A 20,268-nucleotide genomic window follows, 5' to 3' on the forward strand; every position below is an offset into this window, starting at 1 on the left:
CGCCGCGCCCCGGTCAGCGTGGCGGCCGCGCGCCCGGCGCGTCGAAGTCGATCGCCATCTCGCCGCGCTCGATCTGCTCGAGCCGCCGCATGAGGTCGGCAGGCCGCAGCGAGAGACTGGCGATCATGCGCCGCACGAACAAGCCCAGGTGGTTCGGTCGGATGTGCTCGGGACACGCCACGGTGCAGAGGTTGCACATGAAGCACTCATCGAAGACCTGGCCGGAAGCGCCCAGTTCGCCCGCCACCGCGAGGTTCACGCCGCGTTGCACCTCCAGCCCCTTGGGGCATGCGCGGTCGCAGCCGCCGCAGTGGCGGCAGTGCGGCGCCTCGGGGAAGAGTTCGAACAACTTGCGCGGCGCCTGCCAGCTGTCGACGATGTCTTCGATGCGGTAGACGTGGCGGGTGGAAGGCGTGAGGTAATCGAGGAACGCGACTTGCATGCCATCTTCGACCACCGTCTCGCAGGCCAGCTCGGTCTTCACTTCCTCTTGGCCGACGCGCCGGACCATCACGCGGCACGAGCCGCACACCCCCTGGCCCATGCATCCGACGCCCTCGACGAGCGTCTCCCCGGCCTGCACGAAGGCCTGCAGGATCGAACTGGTGGCCGGTGCCGAGATCGCCCGGCCTTCGACGACGAGGCTTACCATCTGGCGGTCGATGGTACAGCGAAGCCTGCGCAAGCGGCTCAGTCGATCGGTACGCTGGCCTCCTTCAGCACCCGCAGCACGAAGTGCGACTTGCTGTGGCGGATGCCCGGGATCTTGTAGAGCTTCTCGCGCAGCAGGCGCTCGTAGTCGCGCGTGTCGCGCACCGCGATGCGGATGTAGTAGTCGTAGTCGCCCGACACCAGGTAGGCCTCCAGGATCTCGGGGATGGTGGCCAGCACGCGCCCGAACTCGTAGAGCGTCTCGTCGGTGTGGCTCTCGAGCGTGAGTTGCACGATCACCGAATCCCGGTAGCCGATGCTCGCAGGGTCGACGTCGATCGTGTAGCGCCGGATCACGCCCTCGCTTTCCAGGCGCTTGATGCGGCTCCAGCAGCTGGTGGCCGACAGCCCGACCTCGGCGCCGATGTCCTGCAGCGAGCGCCGCGAATCCTGCAGCAGGATGCGCAGGATGGCCATGTCGATCTTGTCGAAAAATTCTTCGCCAGATTTTTGATTCTTCCTTTGAATCTTCAAGGAATACTCCTTTTTTGCCGAATTTCCGAAGCACATTCTGCGGCAATCCCAGAAGAATCGTGGCATGGAAATCGCCACGAGAACGCCGGCTTCGCCCGGCCATGAGGAAGCCCCCGCGGTCCTGCGCAACGGCGCCGAGCGGCTGCTGGACACGCTGGTCGAATGCGGCGTCGACACGCTCTTCGGCTACCCCGGCGGCGCGGCACTGCCGCTGTACGACGCGCTGCATGGAGAACCGCGCCTCACCCACATCCTGGTTCGCCACGAGCAGGCCGCCGTGCATGCCGCCGAGGGCTATGCACGCACGACGGGCAAGGTCGGCGTGGTGCTCGTGACCTCCGGTCCCGGCGTCGGCAACACCATCACCGGCCTGCTCGATGCCATGAGCGATTCGGTGCCGGTGCTGGTCATCAGCGGGCAGGTCGCAACCAGCGTGATCGGGACCAACGCCTTCCAGGAAAGCGACGCGCTGGGCATGTCGCGTCCCGTGACCAAGTGGAGCTTTCAGGCGCGAAAGCCCGGGCAGATCCCGCAGGCGGTGCGCCAGGCGCTCGCCATCGCAAAGAGCGGGCGGCCCGGTCCGGTGCTCCTCGACGTGCCCAAGGACGTTCAGCTGGCCCAGGCCGACGGAATGCCGACCGCTGATGCGAAGCGTGCACGTGTCAAGCCAGCGCAGCCGGCCGTGCCACGAGGCAGCCTGCAACGCGCTGCCGACCTGATCTCGACCGCCCGGCGCCCGGTGTTCTACGGCGGCGGCGGACTGGTGAACTCGGGCCCCGACGCGTGCGCCGCCTTCACGCGACTGGTGCGCGCGACGGGCGCGCCTTGCACGCTCACCCTGATGGGGCTCGGCGCTTTCCCTGCTTCCGATCCGCAGTGGCTTGGCATGCTCGGCATGCACGGCACGCTCGAAGCGAATCTCGCGATGCATGAGGCGGACCTCGTCGTCAACGTCGGCGCGCGCTTCGACGACCGGGTCACCGGCAAGCTCGATGAGTTCTGCCCGCACGCGCGCAAGATCCACATCGACATCGATCCCGGCAGCATCCACAAGACGGTGCGCGTCGATGTGCCGATCGTGGGCGACTGCGGCCAGGTACTGGACGGCCTGCTGGATTTTCCCGAGCTGCAAGGCCTCGCGCCCGACCGGCTCGCGCCGTGGTGGCAGCGCATCGCGCGCTGGCGCGGCGAGCGCTGCCTGGACTTCGCCACACGACCGGACCAGATCGTGCCGCAGCAGCTCATGGCCGCGCTGCAGTCGCGGCTCGACGGGCGCGACGCGATCGTCTCCACCGATGTCGGCCAGCATCAGATGTGGGCGGCCCAGCATCTTCGATTCGAACGGCCGCGGCGCTGGCTGACCTCGGGCGGCGCGGGCACCATGGGCTACGGCCTTCCCGCGGCGATCGGCGCGCAGGTGGCGCATCCCGATGCGCTCGTGGTGTGCGTGAGCGGCGACGCCTCGGTACTGATGAACATCCAGGAGCTCTCGACCGCCGTGCAGCACCGGGCGCCGGTCAAGCTGGTGCTCAGCAACAACGGCTACATGGGCATGGTGCGCCAGTGGCAGGAACTGAACCACGGCAACCGGCTCTCGCACAGCTGGAACGCCGCGCTGCCCGACTTCGTGGCGCTGGCGAAGGCCTTCGGCTGGGGTGCGCGCCGCGTCGCGGACCCGCGCGAGCTGGACGACGCACTGGCCGAATGCCTGGCCTTCGACGGACCCTTCTTCCTCGACGTGCAGGTCGCGCCGGAGGAGAACTGCTTTCCGATGATTCCCGCGGGCGCCGGCCATCACGAAGTGATGCTGGCCAAGGACCGCTGGCATGAAGAGAAGGAGTCGTGAAAAGGCGAGCGGCATGGTCCGATTCACATTTGCCTCTCCAAACCCTTGGTCGCCGCGAGCTCACGCGCGCGCGGACAAGTAGCCGTTGACTGGATTCAACAGTCGTGTTCGACTTCGAACATTCGAAGCGAACGCGCTACGGCGCCCGGGATGAGGAGACATGAAGATGGGACCTACCGACATCAGCCGTCGCGACCTGCTCAAGTCCGTCGGCCTCGGTGCCGCCGCGTCGTCGCTCCTGGCCGCGGGTGCAGCCGAGGCGGCCTCCCCCAAGGGAGCGCCTTCCAGGGCGGCGAGCGAGCCTTCGGGGCCGTACAACATCCTCTTCATCCTGACCGACCAGGAGCGCCTCTTCCGCCCCGGCGAACTGCCGCGCGGCTACCGTCTTCCGGGCCATGAGCGCCTGCTGGGCAAGGGCACGCTGTTCGAGAACCACCGCATCAACTCCTGCGTCTGCACGTCTTCGCGTTCGGTGCTCTACACCGGGCGGCACATCCAGCAGACGAAGATGTTCGACAACACCAACTTCCCCTGGATCGGCAGTCTCTCGCCCGACATCCGCACCGTCGGCCACATGCTGCGCGACGCGGGCTACTACACCGCCTACAAGGGCAAGTGGCACCTGACCAAGGAGTTCGAGACGGTCAACGAGCTCGGCTCACCGACCAAGATCTTCACGCAGGAAATGGAGGCCTACGGCTTCAGCGACTACTTCGGCGTCGGCGACATCATTGCGCACGACCAGGGCGGCTACCTGCACGACGGCATCATTTCCGCCATGGGCGTGAGCTGGCTGCGCGGCAAGGGCCGGGAACTGGGCGCACAGGGCAAGCCGTGGTTCCTCGCCGTGAACCTGGTGAATCCGCACGACATCATGTTCCTCGACACCGATCGCCCCGGCGAGAAGGTGCAGGCCAGCAACATGATCGGCCACATCCGGCCCGAACCCGCGGACCCGCTGTACGAGAAGCAATGGCGCTTCGACCTGCCGGCGAGCCATGGGCAGGCGCTCGATGCCCCCGGGCGGCCGCGCGCGCACGCCGACTACATCAAGTCGCACGACGGTCTCGTGGGTCACATCGCCGACGAGGAATGGCGCTGGCGGCGGCGTCACAACTACTACCTCAACTGCCTGCGCGACGTGGACCGCAACATCGTGGCGCTGCTCGACGAACTCGACGCGCTGGGCCTGGCCTCCAACACGGTGGTGGTCTTCACCGCCGATCACGGCGACCTCGACGGCGCGCACCGGCTGCACGGCAAAGGGGCGACGGCCTATCGGGAGCAGAACAACGTGCCGCTGATCGTCGTGCACCCGGCCCATGCGGGCGGCAAGCGATGCCAGGCGGTCACCTCGCACGTGGACATCGCGCCGACGCTCGTGAATCTGACGAACGCAGGCGCCGACAAGAAAGGGGAGATCACGCGGAGCCTGCCGGGCAAGGATTTCTCGCCGCTGCTGGCGCGGCCCGAAACCGCATCCCAGGGCGCGGTGCGCGACGGTGCCCTCTATTGCTACAACATGTTCGCCTACCTCGACGGCGACTTCATGCAGAAGGCCGTGGCCCTCATGATGCAGCCCGAGGGCAAGGACAAGGTCAAGGCCGCAGTCAAGGACGGCGCACTCAAGGCGGACCTGGGCAAGCGCGGCGCCATCCGCGCGGTCTTCGACGGCCGCTACCAGTTCAGCCGCTACTTCTCGCCCAAGCAGCACAACCGTCCCGAGACGCTGGACGCCCTGTTCGCACTCAACGACGTGGAGCTGTACGACCTCGAGCACGATCGCCACGAGCTGCACAACCTTGCGCTGGACCGCGCCAAGAACGCCGAGCTCCTGGCGAAGATGAACGACAAGCTCAACCGGCTCATCGATGCCGAGGTCGGCGAAGACATCGGCCAGATGCTGCCGCCCAACGTGGACGGAGGATGGGTCGCGACCGACGCGAGCAAGGACGTCTGATGAGTTAGCCCAGGGAGACGCCCTGGCTGGCGCTCGGCACTTCGCTGCCGGGCATGGCATCAGGCAGTTCGTGCAGAGGGCCGCCACCCGCTTCCGGCTGCATGCGCTGCGCCGAATGCGAAACATGCTCTTGCGACTTTCCGCAGACGTAGTCGCGCCACACCAGCGGCAGGATGCCGCCGTGACGCCAGTAGTCCACGTCCTCTTCGGTGTCGAGACGGATGATGAGAGGAACGGCCGTCACGGAACCGTCGGCGCGTCGCACGATGGCTTCGATGCGACCGGAAACCTTCAGCTGCCGGGCCAGCGCCCTGACGTCAATGGTTTCGCTGCCATCCAGGCCCAGCGATTCCGCCGTCGTACCTGCTTCGAATTGCAGCGGTAGCACGCCCATGCCGACCAGGTTGGTTCGATGGATGCGCTCGAAGCTCTCGGCAATCACGGCCTTGACGCCGAGCAACGCAATGCCCTTGGCAGCCCAATCGCGCGAGGATCCGCAGCCGTAGTTCCTGCCGGCGATGACCGCGAGCGGCACCTGGCGGCGAAGGTATTCCTGCGCAGCCTCGAATACGCGCATCTGCCTGCCTTCGGGCATCAGCTTCGTCTCGCCTCCCTCGACGCCAGGCACGATGCGGTTGCGCAACCGGATGTTGGCGAAGGTCGCACGGACCGCCACATCGTGGTTGCCGCGCCGGGTCGTGTAGTTGTTGAAGTCGCGCCGCTCGATGCCCTTCTCGAGGAGGAAGTCTGCGGCGGGCGTCCCGAGGCTGATGGCGCCCGACGGAGAGATGTGGTCGGTCGTCACGGAATCGCCGAGGATGACCAGGGGCCGCATGCCAGTGATGTCCTGGACCGGCGCAGCCTCGCGCGAGAGGGCCTCGAAGTACGGAGGACGGCGCACATAGGTGCTGGCGTCATTCCACGGGAAGCGCTCGCTGCGCTCTCCAGCCAGGGCGTCCCAAGGCTCGCCGCCTTCGAACAGGTCCGCGTACTTCTGGCGGAAGATTTCCGGCTCGTAGGCACCGTCGACCGCCTTGGCGATTTCGACCGAAGTCGGCCAGATGTCGCGCAGGTACACGGGCTGGCCATTGCTGCCCGTTCCGATGGGCTCTTGGGTCACATCGACCGACAACGTTCCGGTGAGCGCATAGACCACGACCAGCGCCGGCGACCCGAGGTAGGCGGCGCGAACGTTGGGATGGATGCGGCCTTCGAAGTTGCGGTTGCCGGAGAGCACTGCGGTGCCGACAAGCTTCTCGGCTTCGATGGCGTCGACCACGGGCTCCGGCAACGGGCCTGAGCCGCCGTTGCAGGTCGTGCAGCCAAAGCCGGCGACGTGGAAGCCGAGCGCATCCAGTGACTGCTGGAGGCCAGCCTTCTCCAGAACCGCAGCCGTCACATGGCTGCCCGGCACCAGGGAGGTCTTCACCCACGGCTTGGTCTTCAAACCCAGGGCGACCGCCTTCTTCGCGACCAGGCCGGCGGCCATCATGTTCACGGGGTTGGCGGTGTTCGTGCAACTGGTGATAGCTGCGATGAGCACGTCGCCGTCATGCAGGGAGAACTGCTCGCCCTTCACGGGAGCGACATGCTTGGCGTCGAGAGGCCGACCGGCAATCTCCTGGTAGTGCTTCACGAACGCGCTGGGCACTGTTTCCAGGGGCAGATGGTCCTCGGGGTTGCGGGGGCCAGCCAGGCACGGGCGGATTTCATCGAGGTCGATGGCCACGACGGTGTCGAAGACCGGTGCCGGCGTCTCCGCGCTGCGCCAGAGCTTTTGCGCCTTGGCGTAGGCCTCGACGAGCTCGACCTGAGCTTCATCGCGGCCCGTCATGCGCAGATAGTCCATCGTGCGCTCGTCAATCGGGAAGTAGACGGCCGTGGCCCCGTATTCCGGCGCCATGTTGGCAATCATCCCGCGGTCGCCTGGAGGCAGGGCTTCCAGGCCATTACCGAAGAACTCGACGAACTTGCCGACCACGCCCTGCGCGCGCATGCGCTGCGTGATGGCCAGAACCAGGTCGGTAGGGAGCACGCCTTCGCGCAGCTGGCCCTTGACTTCGATGCCGACCACCTCGGGCAGGGCGAGCGCAACGGGCTTGCCAACCATCACGGCCTCGGCTTCGATGCCGCCGACGCCCCAACCCAGAACACCCAGGCCGTTGATCATCGGCGTGTGGCTGTCGGTGCCAACGCAGGTATCAGGAATCGCGAGTTCGCCTTGTGCGTCCTTGTCGATCCAGACGACCTTGCCGATGTACTCGAGGTGAATCTGGTGCATGATGCCCTTGCCCGGGGGGACGATCCGCACACCCTCGAAGCTGCTGCTGCACCACCGCAGGAATGCAAAGCGCTCGCCATTGCGTTCGTATTCACGTTGCAGGTTGACCTTGCGAGCAATCGGGGACGCCCAGCTGTCGACCTGAAGCGAGTGGTCGATGATGACGTCGACCGGGACCTTCGGTCCGACCTTCGACGCATCGCCCCCGGCTTCTGCCACGGCGTCGCGCATGCCGGCCATGTCCACCAGCATGACCTGTCCAAGGATGTCCTGGCCGTACACGCGTGTCGGGTAGAAGCTCAGGCCTGCGCCGACCTTGCGGCCGAGAAGCGCATCGACTTCTGCCTGGGTGTCCACGCCACGAGTCGCCGCTTGGCGCAGAAGGTTCTCCAGCAGGATGCGCAGGGAGAAGGGAAGCTGGTCCACGCCGCTCACGTCAGCGATGGGGACATAGCGCACCGTCCGGTTGGCCACGGGAAGCTGCTTGATCTGGGGTTCGGTTTTCATCTGATTTCTTAAAGGGGGAGACGGTGCTGAGCGGTTCAGTTGTGGCGCGCTCGCAAGGCCCCGAGCGCGCCCTGAGCAGTTTCCTAGTCGACCTTGATGCTCCGCTTGGTGACGAGCGCCTGCCAACGCGCTGTCTCGTCCGCGAGCAACTTGCCGAACTCGGCCGGGGTGCCACCTGCGGGCGTGAGGCCGTCCGACGACATGCCCTTGGCCATCTCTGGAGCGTGAAGCGACTCGTTGATGGCCTTGTTGAGCTTGGCGACGATGTCCTGCGGGATGCCCTTGGGACCGATGATTCCGTGCCAGTTCGTCACCGAATAGTTGGGGAATCCAGCCTCTGCGGTCGTAGGTACGTCCGGCAATGCAGCCAGGCGGCTGGGAGTCGTCACCGCCAGTACCCGGAGTTTGTCGGCCTTGGCAAATGGCAGCGTGGAAGCGACCGTGCCGAAGACCACCTGGGTCTGCCCTGCAATGGTGTCGGTCAATGCAGGGGCCGTGCCCTTGTAAGGTACATGCATGATTTGTGCACCCGTTGCATCGAGAAAGTACTCGGTCGCAATGTGCACGATGCTCCCGGTACCAGCCGATGCATAGCTCAGCTTGTTCGGCTCTTTCTTGGCCAGGGCCACCAAGTCCTTGAGGTTCTTGGCCGGCACTTCCGGATTCACCGCGATGAGGAACGGACCGCGAGCCAACTGCGCGATGGGAGTGATGTCCTTGATGGGGTCGAACGTGAGCTTGTAGAGCGCGGGGTTCACGGTGTAGCTGGCGGCAGCCAGGAACAGCGTGTAGCCGTCCGCCGGCGACTTGAGTGCCGTGCTTGCGCCCAGGTTGCCTCCCGCACCCGGGCGGTTTTCGACGATGACCGGCTGGCCCAGCTTTTCACCAAGCCTCAGCGAGACCAGGCGCGCGATGAAGTCAGAGCCACCGCCCGGCGCGAAGGCGACGACCAGCTTGATGGGACGATTCGGATACGGCGCCTCGGCCCATGCCGGGGCGCAGGCCGCACCGGCCACCGTGGCGGCGAGCAGTGCGCGTCGCACCGCACCGAAAGACTGCTTCTTCGTCTCGTTGATTCGCATGAATGTTTTCCTTCACTGCTTGTCCAGGGGCGGCGCGAAACAGCGGAATCCCCGTCAGCGCCTAAACTGTATTTTCTGATTAGATTAGGCAATCATAATCGAGGGTAAGCCCTGATCGCACGTAACGAGTTGCTCGCGACGCTCGCGCGTGCAGACGTCCGGCGGGCAATGAAGCCCGCGCGGTCAAAGGTTCAGGGGGTGCGGCCCGCTCAGGCCGCTTGAGAGAAGACGGAGGGGTCGAGCAGCTTGCCGCGGCGCGCGCCGTTCAAATGGGCCCGCATCAAGTTGGCGGCTTGCATGAAGTCCTGCCGCTCGATGGCGTCCAGGATGGCCAGGTGCTCTGCCGCCTGGGTAAGTCGGGGGCCTCGCTTGGTGGCCTGGCGGTATTCCACCAGCCGGCGCAGTTGATTGATTCGCCGCACCGACTGCAGGACGAAACGGTTGTGCCCCCACTCGGCAATCGTCTCGTGGAAGTGGCTGTTTGCCTCGAAGAGCTCGATGGGGGTCATCGTCTGGAATCCCCCGTCCACGATTCGCTGCTGCTCGCGCCGGAGCTGCTTGAGCTCGGCCGGCACGAAATTGAAGGACGGGCCCAGGATGGCTCCCGGCTCGATGGACTGCCGGAAGAGGTAGCTCTCCTCATAGGCGTCCGGGGAATCGATCATGGACAGGAAGCGCCACCCGTGCCCCATGCTTTGCTCGATCCAGCCCTCCTCGGAGATCCGGGACAGAACCTTCCGCAGGGTGCTGCGCGCCACCCCATACCGACGCATCAATTCGGCTTCCGTGACCTCGTCGGGCAGGTTTTCCGACTGACGGTCCTCCGCGATCCGAAGGTACAGGGGGTCGTCCGTGGCCAAGAGGCTGGACACCGAAACGTCCCAGTCCTTGGCATCGACGCTCAGAAAGAATCCGCGATTGGCGTCCTGCTGCAGGACGCCGAGATGCGCCAGGTGCCTGAGGGCCACCTGAATCGGCGAGCGGGACGTGCCGATATGCTGCGCGAGCTGAATCTCCGGGAGATGGTCCCCTGCGACACGGTTGTCCCGGCGCGCCAAAGCGACGATTTCCCGGGCAACGCGTTGCTGCAGGGAGGTCAGTTCCGGGGCGGAGGCCACTTCATTCACAGAAGACATCCCTCGTAGTCTAGGCCACCGGTTCGAACGAGTGCGGGTCAGTCAATCTTCATCCCGTACTGCTTGATGAGCTTCGACCAGCGCTCGTTTTCGCGCCGAATGAGCTCTGCGAACTCCTTGGGTCCCGAACCAACGGGCTCGGTCATGCCGGCAGACAGCTTCTCGGCGACATCCTTCTCCTTCAGAGCGGCAGAGGCCGCGGCATGGATTTTCTGAACTACCGCGTCGGGGGTGCCCTTCGGGACCGTCAGCCCCATCCAGGACGCGAATTCATAGCCGCTGACCCCGCTTTCGTCCACCGTCGGCACGTTCGGCAGCGCCTTCGCGCGCTTCCTGCCGGTGACGGCGAGGGCCTTGAGTTTGCCCGCCTTGATATGAGGTAGTGCGGCAAGCGGAAATGCCACGACGGTGCTGATTTCGCCGCCCAGCAGCGCGACGATGGCCGGCGCACCACCTTTGTAAGGCACGTGGGTGATGTCCACCTTGGCCATCGACTTGAGCATTTCCCCGGCGATGTGATTGGCGCTGCCATTGCCCGCCGTCCCGTATGTGAACTTCCCCGGTTCCTTCTTGGCCAACTCCAGGAACTCCTTCAAATTTTTCGCCGGCACGGAAGGGTGCGCCACGATGACCAGGTCGATGGAGGTCAGCCAGGTCACGGGGGCGAAGCTCTCAACCTTGTAGCCGGGGTTCGGATAAAGCCACGGGTTCAGGGACATGGTCCCTTGATTCACGAAAGTCACGGTGTAACCGTCAGGAGCCGCCTTGGCGCCGAGGGTCGTACCGATGTTGCCGCCTGCGCCAGCGCGGTTGTCGATGATGACCGCCTGACCCAGCACCTCCTGCATCCTGGTCTGGATGCTGCGACACACCACGTCGGCGTCGCCTCCAGCGGGCTGGGGAACGACGAGTGTGACCGGCTTGGTTGGGAATTTCTCTTGGGAAAAGCTGCGACCGGCAAAGCCAAGGGGCAGGACAGAGGCGCCTGCCCACAGCAGCGCGCGACGAGAGATGTGGCTCATGAAGTTGTCTCCTGGGAAATCGAAGGGGCGGCGTCGAAGAACAGATTGTCTAATCTAATCATATAATTCAAATCAACGACAGGTCAAACCATGGAGACAATCCCGCATTTGGACCATCCCGACGTCGCGTACCGCGCATACGTCGGCTGCAGGACCACCGCACTCCGAAGCGCGCGGGGGCGCGGGCTGGAGGTTTTCGATGTGTCGAGCGCCGGCCGATGGATCCACAGGCGGACGGTTCCCGCCGGCGAGAACCCGTCCTATCTGCTGCTCGACGAAGAGCGCAGTTCGTTGCACTGCGTTCATGGCGACGGTGCTGAAGTCAGCAGCTTCAAGATCGACGTCGATGGCCGCCCTGTTCGGCTGGGGACGCAATCGACTGGCGGAACCAATCCCGTGCACCTGGCGATGAGCGCGGGGAGGCACTGGGTCGTGGTCGCCAACTATGCTTCGGGCAGCGTCGTGAGCCTGCCGATTCGAGAGGATGGCTCCCTGGGGCCGAAGGCGCATCTCCTCGAACTCCCGGCCAAAGCAGGCCCTCACAGGACCCAACAGCGCGGCGCCCATCCTCACCAGGTCGTCCTGGACCCTTCGGGTCAATGGCTCCTGGTACCAGACAAGGGCGCCGACGCCCTCCATACCGTCGCAATCAACGAGTCGACCGGAGAATTGCGGTTGGCGACGACGCTCGAAGTGGCACCGGGGAGCGGCCCCCGCCACCTGGCTTTCCGCGCAGACGGCGTCATTGCCTGGGTGGTTCTGGAACTTTCCAGCCAGGTCCTGCGGGCACGATTCGACGCGGCAACCGGTCGCCTGGAGCCTCTTGCTCGCACAACGACGGTCCCCGATTGCTTCACCGGCGAGAACACGGGCGCAGGCATCACCCTGTCCCGTGACGAACGCCACCTGCTGGTGAGCAATCGCGGCCACGGCAGCATCGTGCGCTATGACGTCAGTCCCACCGGCGGTGCGCTGTCGTCTCCGACCTGGACCCGGGTTCAGGGCGCCGTCCCCCGATTCATCTCTGCCCTGCCCCACAGCGACGCCCTCTGCGTCGCGAACGAAGATGCCGACTCCATCGTCTGCGTGACGGGCCCCTCCCTTGTCGAACCGCTGGCCACCACCGGCAGCCCCGTGTGCGTCGCGTTCGCCCATCCATCGAAAGGAAACCCATGAGCAAGCAAGCTTCCCAGACTGGCATTCGCGCGACCTATATGCGCGGCGGCACCAGCAAGGGCGTCTTCTTCACGCCGGATGACCTTCCGGAAGCCGCCCGCCAACCTGGTGCGGCACGCGATGCCCTCATGCTGCGCGTCACCGGGAGCCCGGACGCGTACGGGAAGCAAATCGACGGCATGGGTGGCGCAACCTCGAGTACCAGCAAGGTGGTCATCGTTGGCCCGAGCACCCGTGAGGACTGCGACGTCGACTATCTCTTCGGCGCTGTCGCCATCGAATCTCCGGTGGTCGACTGGAGCGGCAACTGCGGCAATCTCACCTCGGCGGTCGGGCCCTTCGCCATCGAGCGCGGGCTCGTCTCTGCGCCTGGGAACGGTGTCGCCGTCGTTCGCATCTGGCAAGCCAATATCCAGAAAAGAATCGTCGCTCATGTCCCCATGCAAGATGGACAGGTCCAGGAGACTGGCGATTTCGAGCTCGACGGCGTGACCTTCCCTGCGGCTGAAATCAAGCTGGAATTCCTGGACCCAGGCGCTGATGAAGATGGCGAGGGCGGCGCCATGTTCCCAACGGGCAACATGATCGACAAGGTCGACGTGCCGGGTGTGGGCGTCATCGAGGCCACCCTCATCAATGCCGGCAATCCGACCATCTTCGTGGATGCGGCAACGCTTGGCCTCGGCGGCTCGGAATTGCAGCCCGAAGTCAACATGGATGCCGAGCTCCTGATGAAGGCCGAAGCCATCCGCGCCAACGCAACCGTGGCAATGGGCCTCGCATCCAGCGCCGCGGAAGCGACCGAGAAGCGCCCCCACACGCCGAAGCTGGCATTTGTGGCTGCGCCCATTGGCTATACGGCGTCAAGCGGCAAGGCGGTCCGTCCCGAAGACATGGACCTGTGCGCGCGCATCTTCTCGATGGGCAAGTTGCACCATGCCATGACCGGCACAGGCGCCGTCGCCATTGCGGTGGCTGCGGCCATTCCGGGAACGCTCGTCTCGCGCGTACTCGGTGGCGGCCGCCACGACGAAATCCGCTTCGGCCATCCCTCCGGCACGCTGCGGGTTGGTGCACACGCTTGCGAGCAGGATGGCACGTGGGCGGTCACCAAGGCTCTCATGAGCCGCAGCGCGAGGCGCCTCATGGAGGGGCAGGTCTTCGTTCCGGCGCGCTGGAACACAGAGAAGTGAGATTGCCATCGACCCCTTGCGTTCCCAGGCAATCCAGTTCACCGCGCCCTATGTCCCCATGGAAGGCTGCTACCTGGTGCGCGAAGGTTCCTCGTTTCACACGCATCAGCACGTCGACCGACTGCTCTAACGCGGGCTCCGTCGCCGCTGGACCGGCCTGGCACCGAATTCCTGCGCGATCAGGTCGCGCAGCCACTTGTTGCCGGCATCTTCGCTGAAACGCCGGTGCCAATGCATGCGGATCACGGACGCGGGCACGGGGATCGGCAGCGCCAGCGTCACCAAACTGCCATGCCGCGAGAAGGCGTCCGCCAACTGGCCCGGCACGACGGCCAGGAAGTCGCCCGCCTCCAGCAGCGGCGGGATCATCAGGTACGAGGGGAGCTCGACACATTCGGCGCGGACAAGCCCGTGGCTGGCCAGACAGGCTTCGATTCGATCCTGCACGCCGGACGCTGCCCGCACGACGATCTGCGGCGTCGCGGCAAAGCTGCGCAGCGTCAGCGTCTTGTGCGCCAGCGGATGACCGCCGGCCACCAGCGCAACATAGTCACGATCGAAGAGACGCTGCTGAAACAGGGAATCGGGAAGGTCCGGGTAGCTGCCGATGGCCAGGTCCACCTGCCCCTCCGCCAGAGCGGGCCCGATTTCCGACTGCTTCAGCGTCTTCAGTACGAGCCGGACACCGGGAGCCGTGGTGCGGACGGCGCGAACGACCCGGGGCCACAGCACGTAGGCCCCGACGTCCGAATGCGCGATCCGAAACTCGCTCCTCGCCGTTTGCGGATCGAAGGTCGAGCTTTGCAGGATGCGGTCGCGCACACGCTCCAGGATCTCCGCCACGGGCTCGCTCAACGCGCTGGCTCGCGACGTGGGATGAAGTCCCCGTCCAGTGCGGACGAACAGTTCATCGCCCAGGAGTTCGCGCAGCCGCCGCAACGCCGTACTCAGCGCTGACTGGCTCATGTTCAGCTCGCGCGCAGCCAGGGTCACGCTGCGATGCCTCAGCAGCGCATCCAGCACCGGGAGCAGGTTCAGATCGACCGCCCTGATATCCATGGCATGGATTTTAGAGTTGCGCGATTTGCGCTATTCAGGAACTCCCCTCCAGCCTACGCTTCGCTCCAGATCTACAAGACGGAGACACGCCCATGTTCAGGCTGATGGGTCGGGCCGCGGCACTCGCGGCCATCGTGATGACATTCCACGGCGCGGGGCATGCCCAGGCCCCGGCCTCGGGCACGCCCATGATCATGGTCGTGCCAGCCGCCGCCGGAAGTGCGCCGGACATCGTGGCTCGATTGCTCAGTGACGAACTGCAGCAGCGGCTCGGGCAGCCCTTCATCGTCGAGAACAAACCCGGCGCGGGCGGCATCATCGCCGTCATGGCAGCCAGGTCCGCGCCCGCTGCTCGTGCGAACACCCTCCTGTTCGTTCACGCGGCGATCGCGACGGTGACGCCCTTGACCTACCGCGCGGCGAAGTTCGACCTGGCCACCGACTTCGAACCCATCGCCATCGTTGCCGACACGCCGATGATGTTTGTCGCCAACCCGGCCAAGGGCCCCAGGTCGCTGGCCGACGCCATCGCCCAGGCCAAGGCGGCACCGGACAGCGTCGCACTGGGTAGCACGGCCCGCGGCTCGATTCCTCATCTGGCGGGCGTCCTGCTCGGACAAATGACGGGAACCCAGTTCAACAACGTTGCCATGAATGCCAGCGGTCAGGCCCTGCAGTCGGTCATTGCCGGCGACACGGCGATGTCGGTCGACGGCATTGCACCCTTGTTGCCAATGGTCAAGGCGGGCCGCATCCGCGCATTGGCCGTCACCGCCAACAGAACATTGCCAGGCCTGGAGGGACTTCCCTTGGCCAGGGACACCGTTCCGGGGCTGGAACTGACGGGCTGGTTCATGCTGTTCGCCAACAAGGGCGCGCCAGAGGCGCGAATCCAGGAGATCAATGCGGCCGTCAACGCTGCGCTGAAGTCGCCCGACATGATCAAGAAGCTGCAGAACACCGCCAACTACCCGGTCGGCGGTTCGCCCACGGAGGCTCGTGAGTTTCTCCAGTCCGAAAAGGCCAAGCTGGCCCGCGCGGTCAGGCAAGCCGGCTTGACGCCGGAGTGACTCCATTGCGAAGCGCTCCACCTCACTTAGTAAGGATCTCGAACATGACCAAAGGTCGCATTGACACCCACCAGCACATCGTTCCCCCAGCCTATGCCGCCTGGCTCGACCAGCAGGGCGTCACCGCCGGCGGCCTTCCCATTCCGAAGTGGAGCGCAGAGGGTGCGCTGGATCTCATGGAAAGCGCAAGGATCGAGACGGGCATCCTGTCCGTGTCCACGCCCGGCGTGCATCTCGGCGACGATGGAGCGGCCCGAAGCATGGCGCGCCTGGTCAACGAGTTCGCGGCGGATGCTGTTCGGCAGCATCCGGGCAGATTCGGCTTTTTTGCGACCCTGACGCTGCCCGACGTCGATGGCGCCTTGGCGGAAGCCGCCCATGCCTTGGATGTACTGGGTGCGGATGGAGTGGTGCTTCTCACGAACGTCCGGGGCGTCTACCTGGGAGACGCATCGATCGAACCGCTGATGGAGGAGCTGGAACGAAGGAAGGCGGTCGTCTTTGTTCATCCCTCCGAACTGCCTGCGCCGGCGGTACCCGGCATACCGCCCTTTGCCGCCGACTTCCTGCTCGACACGACTCGCGCCGGAATCAACATGGCCAGGCGAGCTTGGCTGGAGCGCTATCCCAACGTGAAGATCATCCTGTCGCATGGGGGCGGCTTCATTCCCTATGCAGCCGAAAGGATCGCGCGCATGTGTTCGCCGGACGGCGACTCGGCGCGGGGCATCGAGAACCTGCGCCGCTTCTACTTCGACACCGCCCTGGCCAGCAGTCCCTATGCACTGCCATCCTTGCTGGCGTTCGCGGATCCGAGCCACGTCTTCTTCGGCAGCGATTGGCCCTATGCGCCCAAGGAGCGCTCCTTGCACTTTGCCGGACTGCTGGACAAGTTCGAGCTTGGCCCCGATCTTCGGATGGCGATCGAACGAGGCAATGCCGAGCGTGTTTTCCGTCGCTTGGCGGTCTGAAGCCCAACCCGCGCGCGCCCCAGGTGGCCTGCGGAACAGAGATCTTCACGAGGTAGCGGTAATCGAGCTGATGTGTCCCCGATCGATGACACGCATCGCCTCGCCGTGCCGGTCCAGCTTGAAGACGCCAACCGCCTGCGCCAGGCCGTCCGCCTGCTGCCGCAGCGACGAGGCGGCCGCTGCCGCCTCTTCCACCAGCGCGGCGTTCTGCTGTGTCACCTGATCCATCTGCGTGATCGCCTGGTTGATCTGCTCGATGCCCGAGGTCTGCTCCTGGCTTGCCGCCGTGATCTCGCCCATGATGTCGGTCACGCGCTTGACGCTGCCCACGATCTCGTCCATGGTCTGGCCGGCTTCGCCCACCAGCGCGCTACCCGCTTCGACCTTGCTCACCGAGTCATCGATCAGCGTCTTGATTTCCTTCGCCGCGGCAGCCGAGCGCTGCGCGAGGCTGCGCACTTCGGAGGCAACCACCGCGAAGCCGCGGCCCTGCTCTCCAGCTCTCGCGGCTTCGACGGCGGCGTTCAGCGCCAGGATGTTGGTCTGGAACGCGATGCCGTCGATGACGCCGATGATGTCGACGATCTTCCTGGACGAGGCATTGATCGAGGCCATGGTGTCCACCACCTGGCTGACCACCTCGCCGCCCCTGAGCGCCACTTCGGACGCGGACTGCGCCAGCTGATTGGCCTGGCGGGCGTTGTCGGCGTTCTGCTTGACCGTCGAAGTCAGCTCTTCCATCGACGCCGCGGTCTGCTCCAGCGAGCTCGCCTGCTCTTCCGTTCTCGACGACAGGTCCTGGTTGCCGCTGGCGATCTGGCTCGACGCCGAGGCGATGGTGTCGGTGCCGCCACGCACTTCGCCGACGATCTTCGCCAGGCTTTCATTCATGACCTTGAGGGCCTGCAGCAGTTGGCCGGTTTCGTCGGCGCGCCCGACATCGATTCGCGAGCTCAGGTCGCCGGCGGCGACCGTCTGTGCGACTTGCACCGCTTCACGCAAGGGGCGCGTGATCGAACGCGTGATGCCATATGCAAAGCCGATGCCGATCAATACGGCCGCCAGACCCAGCCCGATCATCAGATTGCGGGCCGACTCGATGTCTTGCTTTGCCAGCTCGCCACTTGCCTCGACCCGCTTTTTCTGATGCTCTGCAAGAGCCTCGATGTGTTGCTGGAGCACATCCAGGGCTGGAAGCGTTTCGCCATTCACCATCCTGGTGGCCTCATCGCGTTTTTCCTCTCCGAGCAACTGCGAGACCTTGCTGAAGGAGGCCACGTAGGCCGCTCTGGATTCCTTGATCTTCGCAAGCAAGGCCCTCGCTTCCGGCGAGGCAACCAGCTTGTCGAGTGTTTCGAGCGCGCCGTCGATGGCCTTCTTGTTGGCGTCGATCTGTCGATGGATCCTGTTCACCTGATCCTTGTCGCTCGTGACGAACAGTTCCATGGTCCGCCGCGCATTGGCGCGGGTCCTGGCATTGATGGTCTGCGCAGCCTCCGCCTTGACCCAGTCCTGGCTGATGATCTTGTCGTTGATGTCGTCGATGTTCGCGAAGCGAACGAGTCCGACGACGATCAGGGCCACCATCAGCGACAGTACCAGCCCGAAGCCCACGCCCAATCGGGCGCCAATTTTCATACTCGAGAGATTCATTTTCTTGTTCCTTTTTCTTGAACGAAGCTTGAAGCAGCCCCGCCTCGTGCGCCTGAAGCGCATTCAGGTCGGAGCTATCTGGCTATCGGCTGATTTCGGGGAGGATTTAGGGGAAACCCCGATCGATCGAATGATCCGGTGACCGAATGGCCTGAGCGGCAAGGCCCCTGCGCCCGCCTTGCGTCTGCGCCGCGCAACGCGTCAGCAATCTCTTTCGTCTGCGTGTCGGATTCCACATGCAACAGCGCTCGGTGCCTCGCACAATGGTCTGCATGAACGCGAATCGGCCACCCTTCTGGTATCGCCATGCATGGTGGCTTCCGGCCGCCGGCACCGCCATCGCGGTGCCACTCGTCGCTGCGGCATTGAAGCCCTCGGAGCAGAGCGTCCTCTTGGTCGTGGCGATACTGTGTGCCCTGCCCTGGTCGCTCGCGCTGCTCCTCCTGGATCTGAGCGCAGGCTTCGCAGATCGCGCGGCCCTGGTCGTCTTCCTCGGCCTGTGCGCCAATCTCGCGATACTGTGGTGGTCGACCGCCCTCCTGCGCGAGCGCTTCCGCGAACGGCATCAGGACGCTTTCGACCCTGCGTAGTCAGGCTGCCACGCGGTGCAGCGAGCCCGCAGTGTCATCAGCGAGTGAGGGTTCCTTGGCAATAATGGCCTGCCCGAACCAACACCCGCAGAATGCATTCGCCCCAACACCCGGACCGCATCGCCCTACACAACGAGATCCACGCCCGGCCGCCCGAAGCCATGGCGGCACCGCTGGCGATTGCGCATATCGTGATGCTTGCAGACCCGTCGCAGCGGGCAGCAAGCCGACATCACCTCGCCAAGCTGCTGCGCGACCACCACGTGGCTCCGCCCGACGAGCAGGTGACGCACGTTCGCACGGACCTGGGCGCATTTCGACTGCGGTGGGAAATGCACACCGAATTCGTTACCTGGACCTTCGCCCTGCGGATCCGGGGCGATCAACTCGCCGCCGCGGATCTCGCCAGTGCGCTGGACGCCGCCCCCCGGGAATGGCTCGCCGGCCTGCCCGGTCAGTGCATCGGCAGCCTCGACCTCTGGGTGCTTCCGGGGCTGCGCAACGGCGACGACCGGCTTCGGCAACGCGCCCTCCACGATGAGTTGCTGGTGGGTTCGGCGGTCGCCGGTGAGCAGGCGCAGGTCTTCACGGATTTCGCGATCCACCCGAACGGCTCGTCCCGCTTCCTGCTCTACGCCGGCGAATTGCCCCACCGGCGGCTCGGCCGGCTGGTACAGCGATTGCTGGAGATCGAGACCTACCGGATGGCGGCGATGCTGGGCCTTCCCACCGCGCGAGAGACGGGGGTCGCGCTTGCAAGCGCCGAGAGCGAACTCGCGGAGCTTGCCCACGCCATCCAGCGCGCAGAACGGCAGGAAGAGGCTCAATTGCTGGATCGGCTCACACGCCTGGCCGCCCAGGTGGAGAGCCAGTACGCCGCGACCCACTCGCGCTTCTCGGCCAGCAGCGCGTATTTCGAACTGCTCGATCAGCGCATCGTGCAGATCGGCGAAGCACGTCTTGAAGGCCTTCAGACGATCGGCGAATTCATCGATCGCAGGCTGACGCCTGCGCGAAAGACCTGCGAGTGGGCGACGAGGCGGCAGGACGCCCTGTCCAGGCGCATCTCGCGCGTGAGCAGCCTGCTGCGCACGCGCGTGGAAATCGAGCAGCAGCAGAACAGCCAGGCATTGCTGGAGGCGCTCAATCGGCGGCAGGACCTTCAGTTGAAGCTGCAGGCCACGGTGGAAGGCCTCTCGGTCGCGGCAATCACCTATTACATCGTGGGGCTGGTGAGCTATCTCGCCAAGGGCGGACAGAAGCTCGGCTGGCCGCTCTCGGCGGAATCGACGGCCGCCCTGGCGATTCCGCTGGTTGCGGGATCGGTCTGGTGGTCACTGCGCCGGCTGCATCGGAGCATGTTCTCGCATTGAGGCCATCGGGCGCGGGCGCTGGGCGCCAGTTTGAACGTGGCCCCGTCATGGAAACGCCGGGCACATAAGTGACGGGGCCGCCGTTTTTCCTCACCTGCTGCACCGCCAGAATCGCGCCTTTTGTTCCGGCGCGCCGTCGTGAGCATGGCGGTGCGATCCATTCG

General features: G+C 65.2%; 16 protein-coding genes. 8 read left to right on the top strand and 8 right to left on the bottom strand.

What is annotated here, in order from left to right:
- Nucleotides 1-13: 13 nt before the first annotated feature.
- Both VAR608DRAFT_RS05630 and VAR608DRAFT_RS05635 read right to left on the bottom strand, forming a co-directional pair.
- A complete protein-coding gene (locus VAR608DRAFT_RS05630; protein ID WP_088958626.1) occupies nt 14-652 on the bottom strand; it encodes a 2Fe-2S iron-sulfur cluster-binding protein in 639 nt (212 codons plus the stop codon).
- A gap of 38 nt (nt 653-690) precedes the next feature.
- Nucleotides 691-1,128: an Lrp/AsnC family transcriptional regulator gene (locus VAR608DRAFT_RS05635; protein ID WP_088958625.1), complete on the bottom strand. Its 438-nt coding sequence runs from the start codon at nt 1,126-1,128 to the stop codon at nt 691-693.
- 121 nt (nt 1,129-1,249) lie between these two features.
- Between VAR608DRAFT_RS05635 and ilvB the strand changes: the two genes are divergently transcribed.
- Together ilvB and VAR608DRAFT_RS05645 are read left to right on the top strand one after the other, a co-directional pair.
- Nucleotides 1,250-3,031: a biosynthetic-type acetolactate synthase large subunit gene (gene ilvB / locus VAR608DRAFT_RS05640; RefSeq protein ID WP_088953165.1), complete on the top strand. Its 1,782-nt coding sequence runs from the start codon at nt 1,250-1,252 to the stop codon at nt 3,029-3,031.
- Between the two features lie 160 nt (nt 3,032-3,191).
- Nucleotides 3,192-4,991, top strand: coding sequence for a sulfatase-like hydrolase/transferase (locus VAR608DRAFT_RS05645; protein ID WP_197700478.1), 1,800 nt, complete (start codon nt 3,192-3,194; stop codon nt 4,989-4,991).
- 4 nt (nt 4,992-4,995) lie between these two features.
- Here the strand turns inward: VAR608DRAFT_RS05645 and acnA are convergent, their stop codons facing one another.
- From acnA to VAR608DRAFT_RS05665, 4 genes are all read right to left on the bottom strand, one after another.
- Nucleotides 4,996-7,779, bottom strand: a complete 2,784-nt coding sequence (acnA, locus tag VAR608DRAFT_RS05650; protein ID WP_088953166.1) for an aconitate hydratase AcnA — start codon at nt 7,777-7,779, stop codon at nt 4,996-4,998.
- An 83-nt stretch (nt 7,780-7,862) separates the two neighbouring features.
- Complete coding sequence (locus VAR608DRAFT_RS05655) at nt 7,863-8,861, bottom strand: tripartite tricarboxylate transporter substrate binding protein (RefSeq protein ID WP_088953167.1); 999 nt, start codon at nt 8,859-8,861, stop codon at nt 7,863-7,865.
- 209 nt (nt 8,862-9,070) lie between these two features.
- Nucleotides 9,071-9,988, bottom strand: coding sequence for a GntR family transcriptional regulator (locus VAR608DRAFT_RS05660; protein ID WP_231973262.1), 918 nt, complete (start codon nt 9,986-9,988; stop codon nt 9,071-9,073).
- Between the two features lie 47 nt (nt 9,989-10,035).
- Nucleotides 10,036-11,019: a Bug family tripartite tricarboxylate transporter substrate binding protein gene (locus tag VAR608DRAFT_RS05665; protein WP_088953169.1), complete on the bottom strand. Its 984-nt coding sequence runs from the start codon at nt 11,017-11,019 to the stop codon at nt 10,036-10,038.
- Between the two features lie 108 nt (nt 11,020-11,127).
- On the opposite strand from VAR608DRAFT_RS05665, the gene VAR608DRAFT_RS05670 reads away from it, so the two are divergent.
- Both VAR608DRAFT_RS05670 and prpF read left to right on the top strand, forming a co-directional pair.
- Complete coding sequence (locus VAR608DRAFT_RS05670) at nt 11,128-12,195, top strand: lactonase family protein (RefSeq protein WP_157730664.1); 1,068 nt, start codon at nt 11,128-11,130, stop codon at nt 12,193-12,195.
- A complete protein-coding gene (gene prpF, locus VAR608DRAFT_RS05675; protein ID WP_088953171.1) occupies nt 12,192-13,388 on the top strand; it encodes a 2-methylaconitate cis-trans isomerase PrpF in 1,197 nt (398 codons plus the stop codon). The genes VAR608DRAFT_RS05670 and prpF overlap by 4 nt, the downstream gene beginning before the upstream one ends.
- Before the next feature lie 126 nt (nt 13,389-13,514).
- Here the strand turns inward: prpF and VAR608DRAFT_RS05680 are convergent, their stop codons facing one another.
- Entirely contained in the window at nt 13,515-14,447 is a 933-nt protein-coding gene (locus VAR608DRAFT_RS05680; protein ID WP_088953172.1) for a LysR family transcriptional regulator, read from the bottom strand.
- Between the two features lie 92 nt (nt 14,448-14,539).
- On the opposite strand from VAR608DRAFT_RS05680, the gene VAR608DRAFT_RS05685 reads away from it, so the two are divergent.
- On the top strand, nt 14,540-15,517 hold the full coding sequence (locus VAR608DRAFT_RS05685) for a Bug family tripartite tricarboxylate transporter substrate binding protein (RefSeq protein WP_088953173.1): 978 nt from the start codon (nt 14,540-14,542) through the stop codon (nt 15,515-15,517).
- 44 nt (nt 15,518-15,561) lie between these two features.
- On the top strand, nt 15,562-16,488 hold the full coding sequence (locus tag VAR608DRAFT_RS05690; RefSeq protein ID WP_088953174.1) for an amidohydrolase family protein: 927 nt from the start codon (nt 15,562-15,564) through the stop codon (nt 16,486-16,488).
- A 45-nt stretch (nt 16,489-16,533) separates the two neighbouring features.
- Here VAR608DRAFT_RS05690 and VAR608DRAFT_RS05695 read toward each other — a convergent pair whose 3' ends face one another.
- Entirely contained in the window at nt 16,534-18,141 is a 1,608-nt protein-coding gene (locus VAR608DRAFT_RS05695; protein ID WP_088953175.1) for a methyl-accepting chemotaxis protein, read from the bottom strand.
- 272 nt (nt 18,142-18,413) lie between these two features.
- Here VAR608DRAFT_RS05695 and VAR608DRAFT_RS05700 point away from each other — a divergent pair, with 272 nt between their 5' ends.
- Together VAR608DRAFT_RS05700 and VAR608DRAFT_RS05705 are read left to right on the top strand one after the other, a co-directional pair.
- The gene (locus VAR608DRAFT_RS05700; protein WP_157730666.1) at nt 18,414-18,731 is read left to right on the top strand and encodes a hypothetical protein; all 318 of its coding nucleotides are present in this window, start codon (nt 18,414-18,416) and stop codon (nt 18,729-18,731) included.
- Nucleotides 18,732-18,823: 92 nt separating this feature from the next.
- Complete coding sequence (locus VAR608DRAFT_RS05705) at nt 18,824-20,104, top strand: DUF3422 family protein (RefSeq protein ID WP_088953177.1); 1,281 nt, start codon at nt 18,824-18,826, stop codon at nt 20,102-20,104.
- Nucleotides 20,105-20,268 lie beyond the last annotated feature (164 nt).

The sequence above is a fragment of the Variovorax sp. HW608 genome, assembly GCF_900090195.1.
In the GTDB taxonomy this organism is placed as follows: Bacteria; Pseudomonadota; Gammaproteobacteria; order Burkholderiales; family Burkholderiaceae_C; genus Variovorax.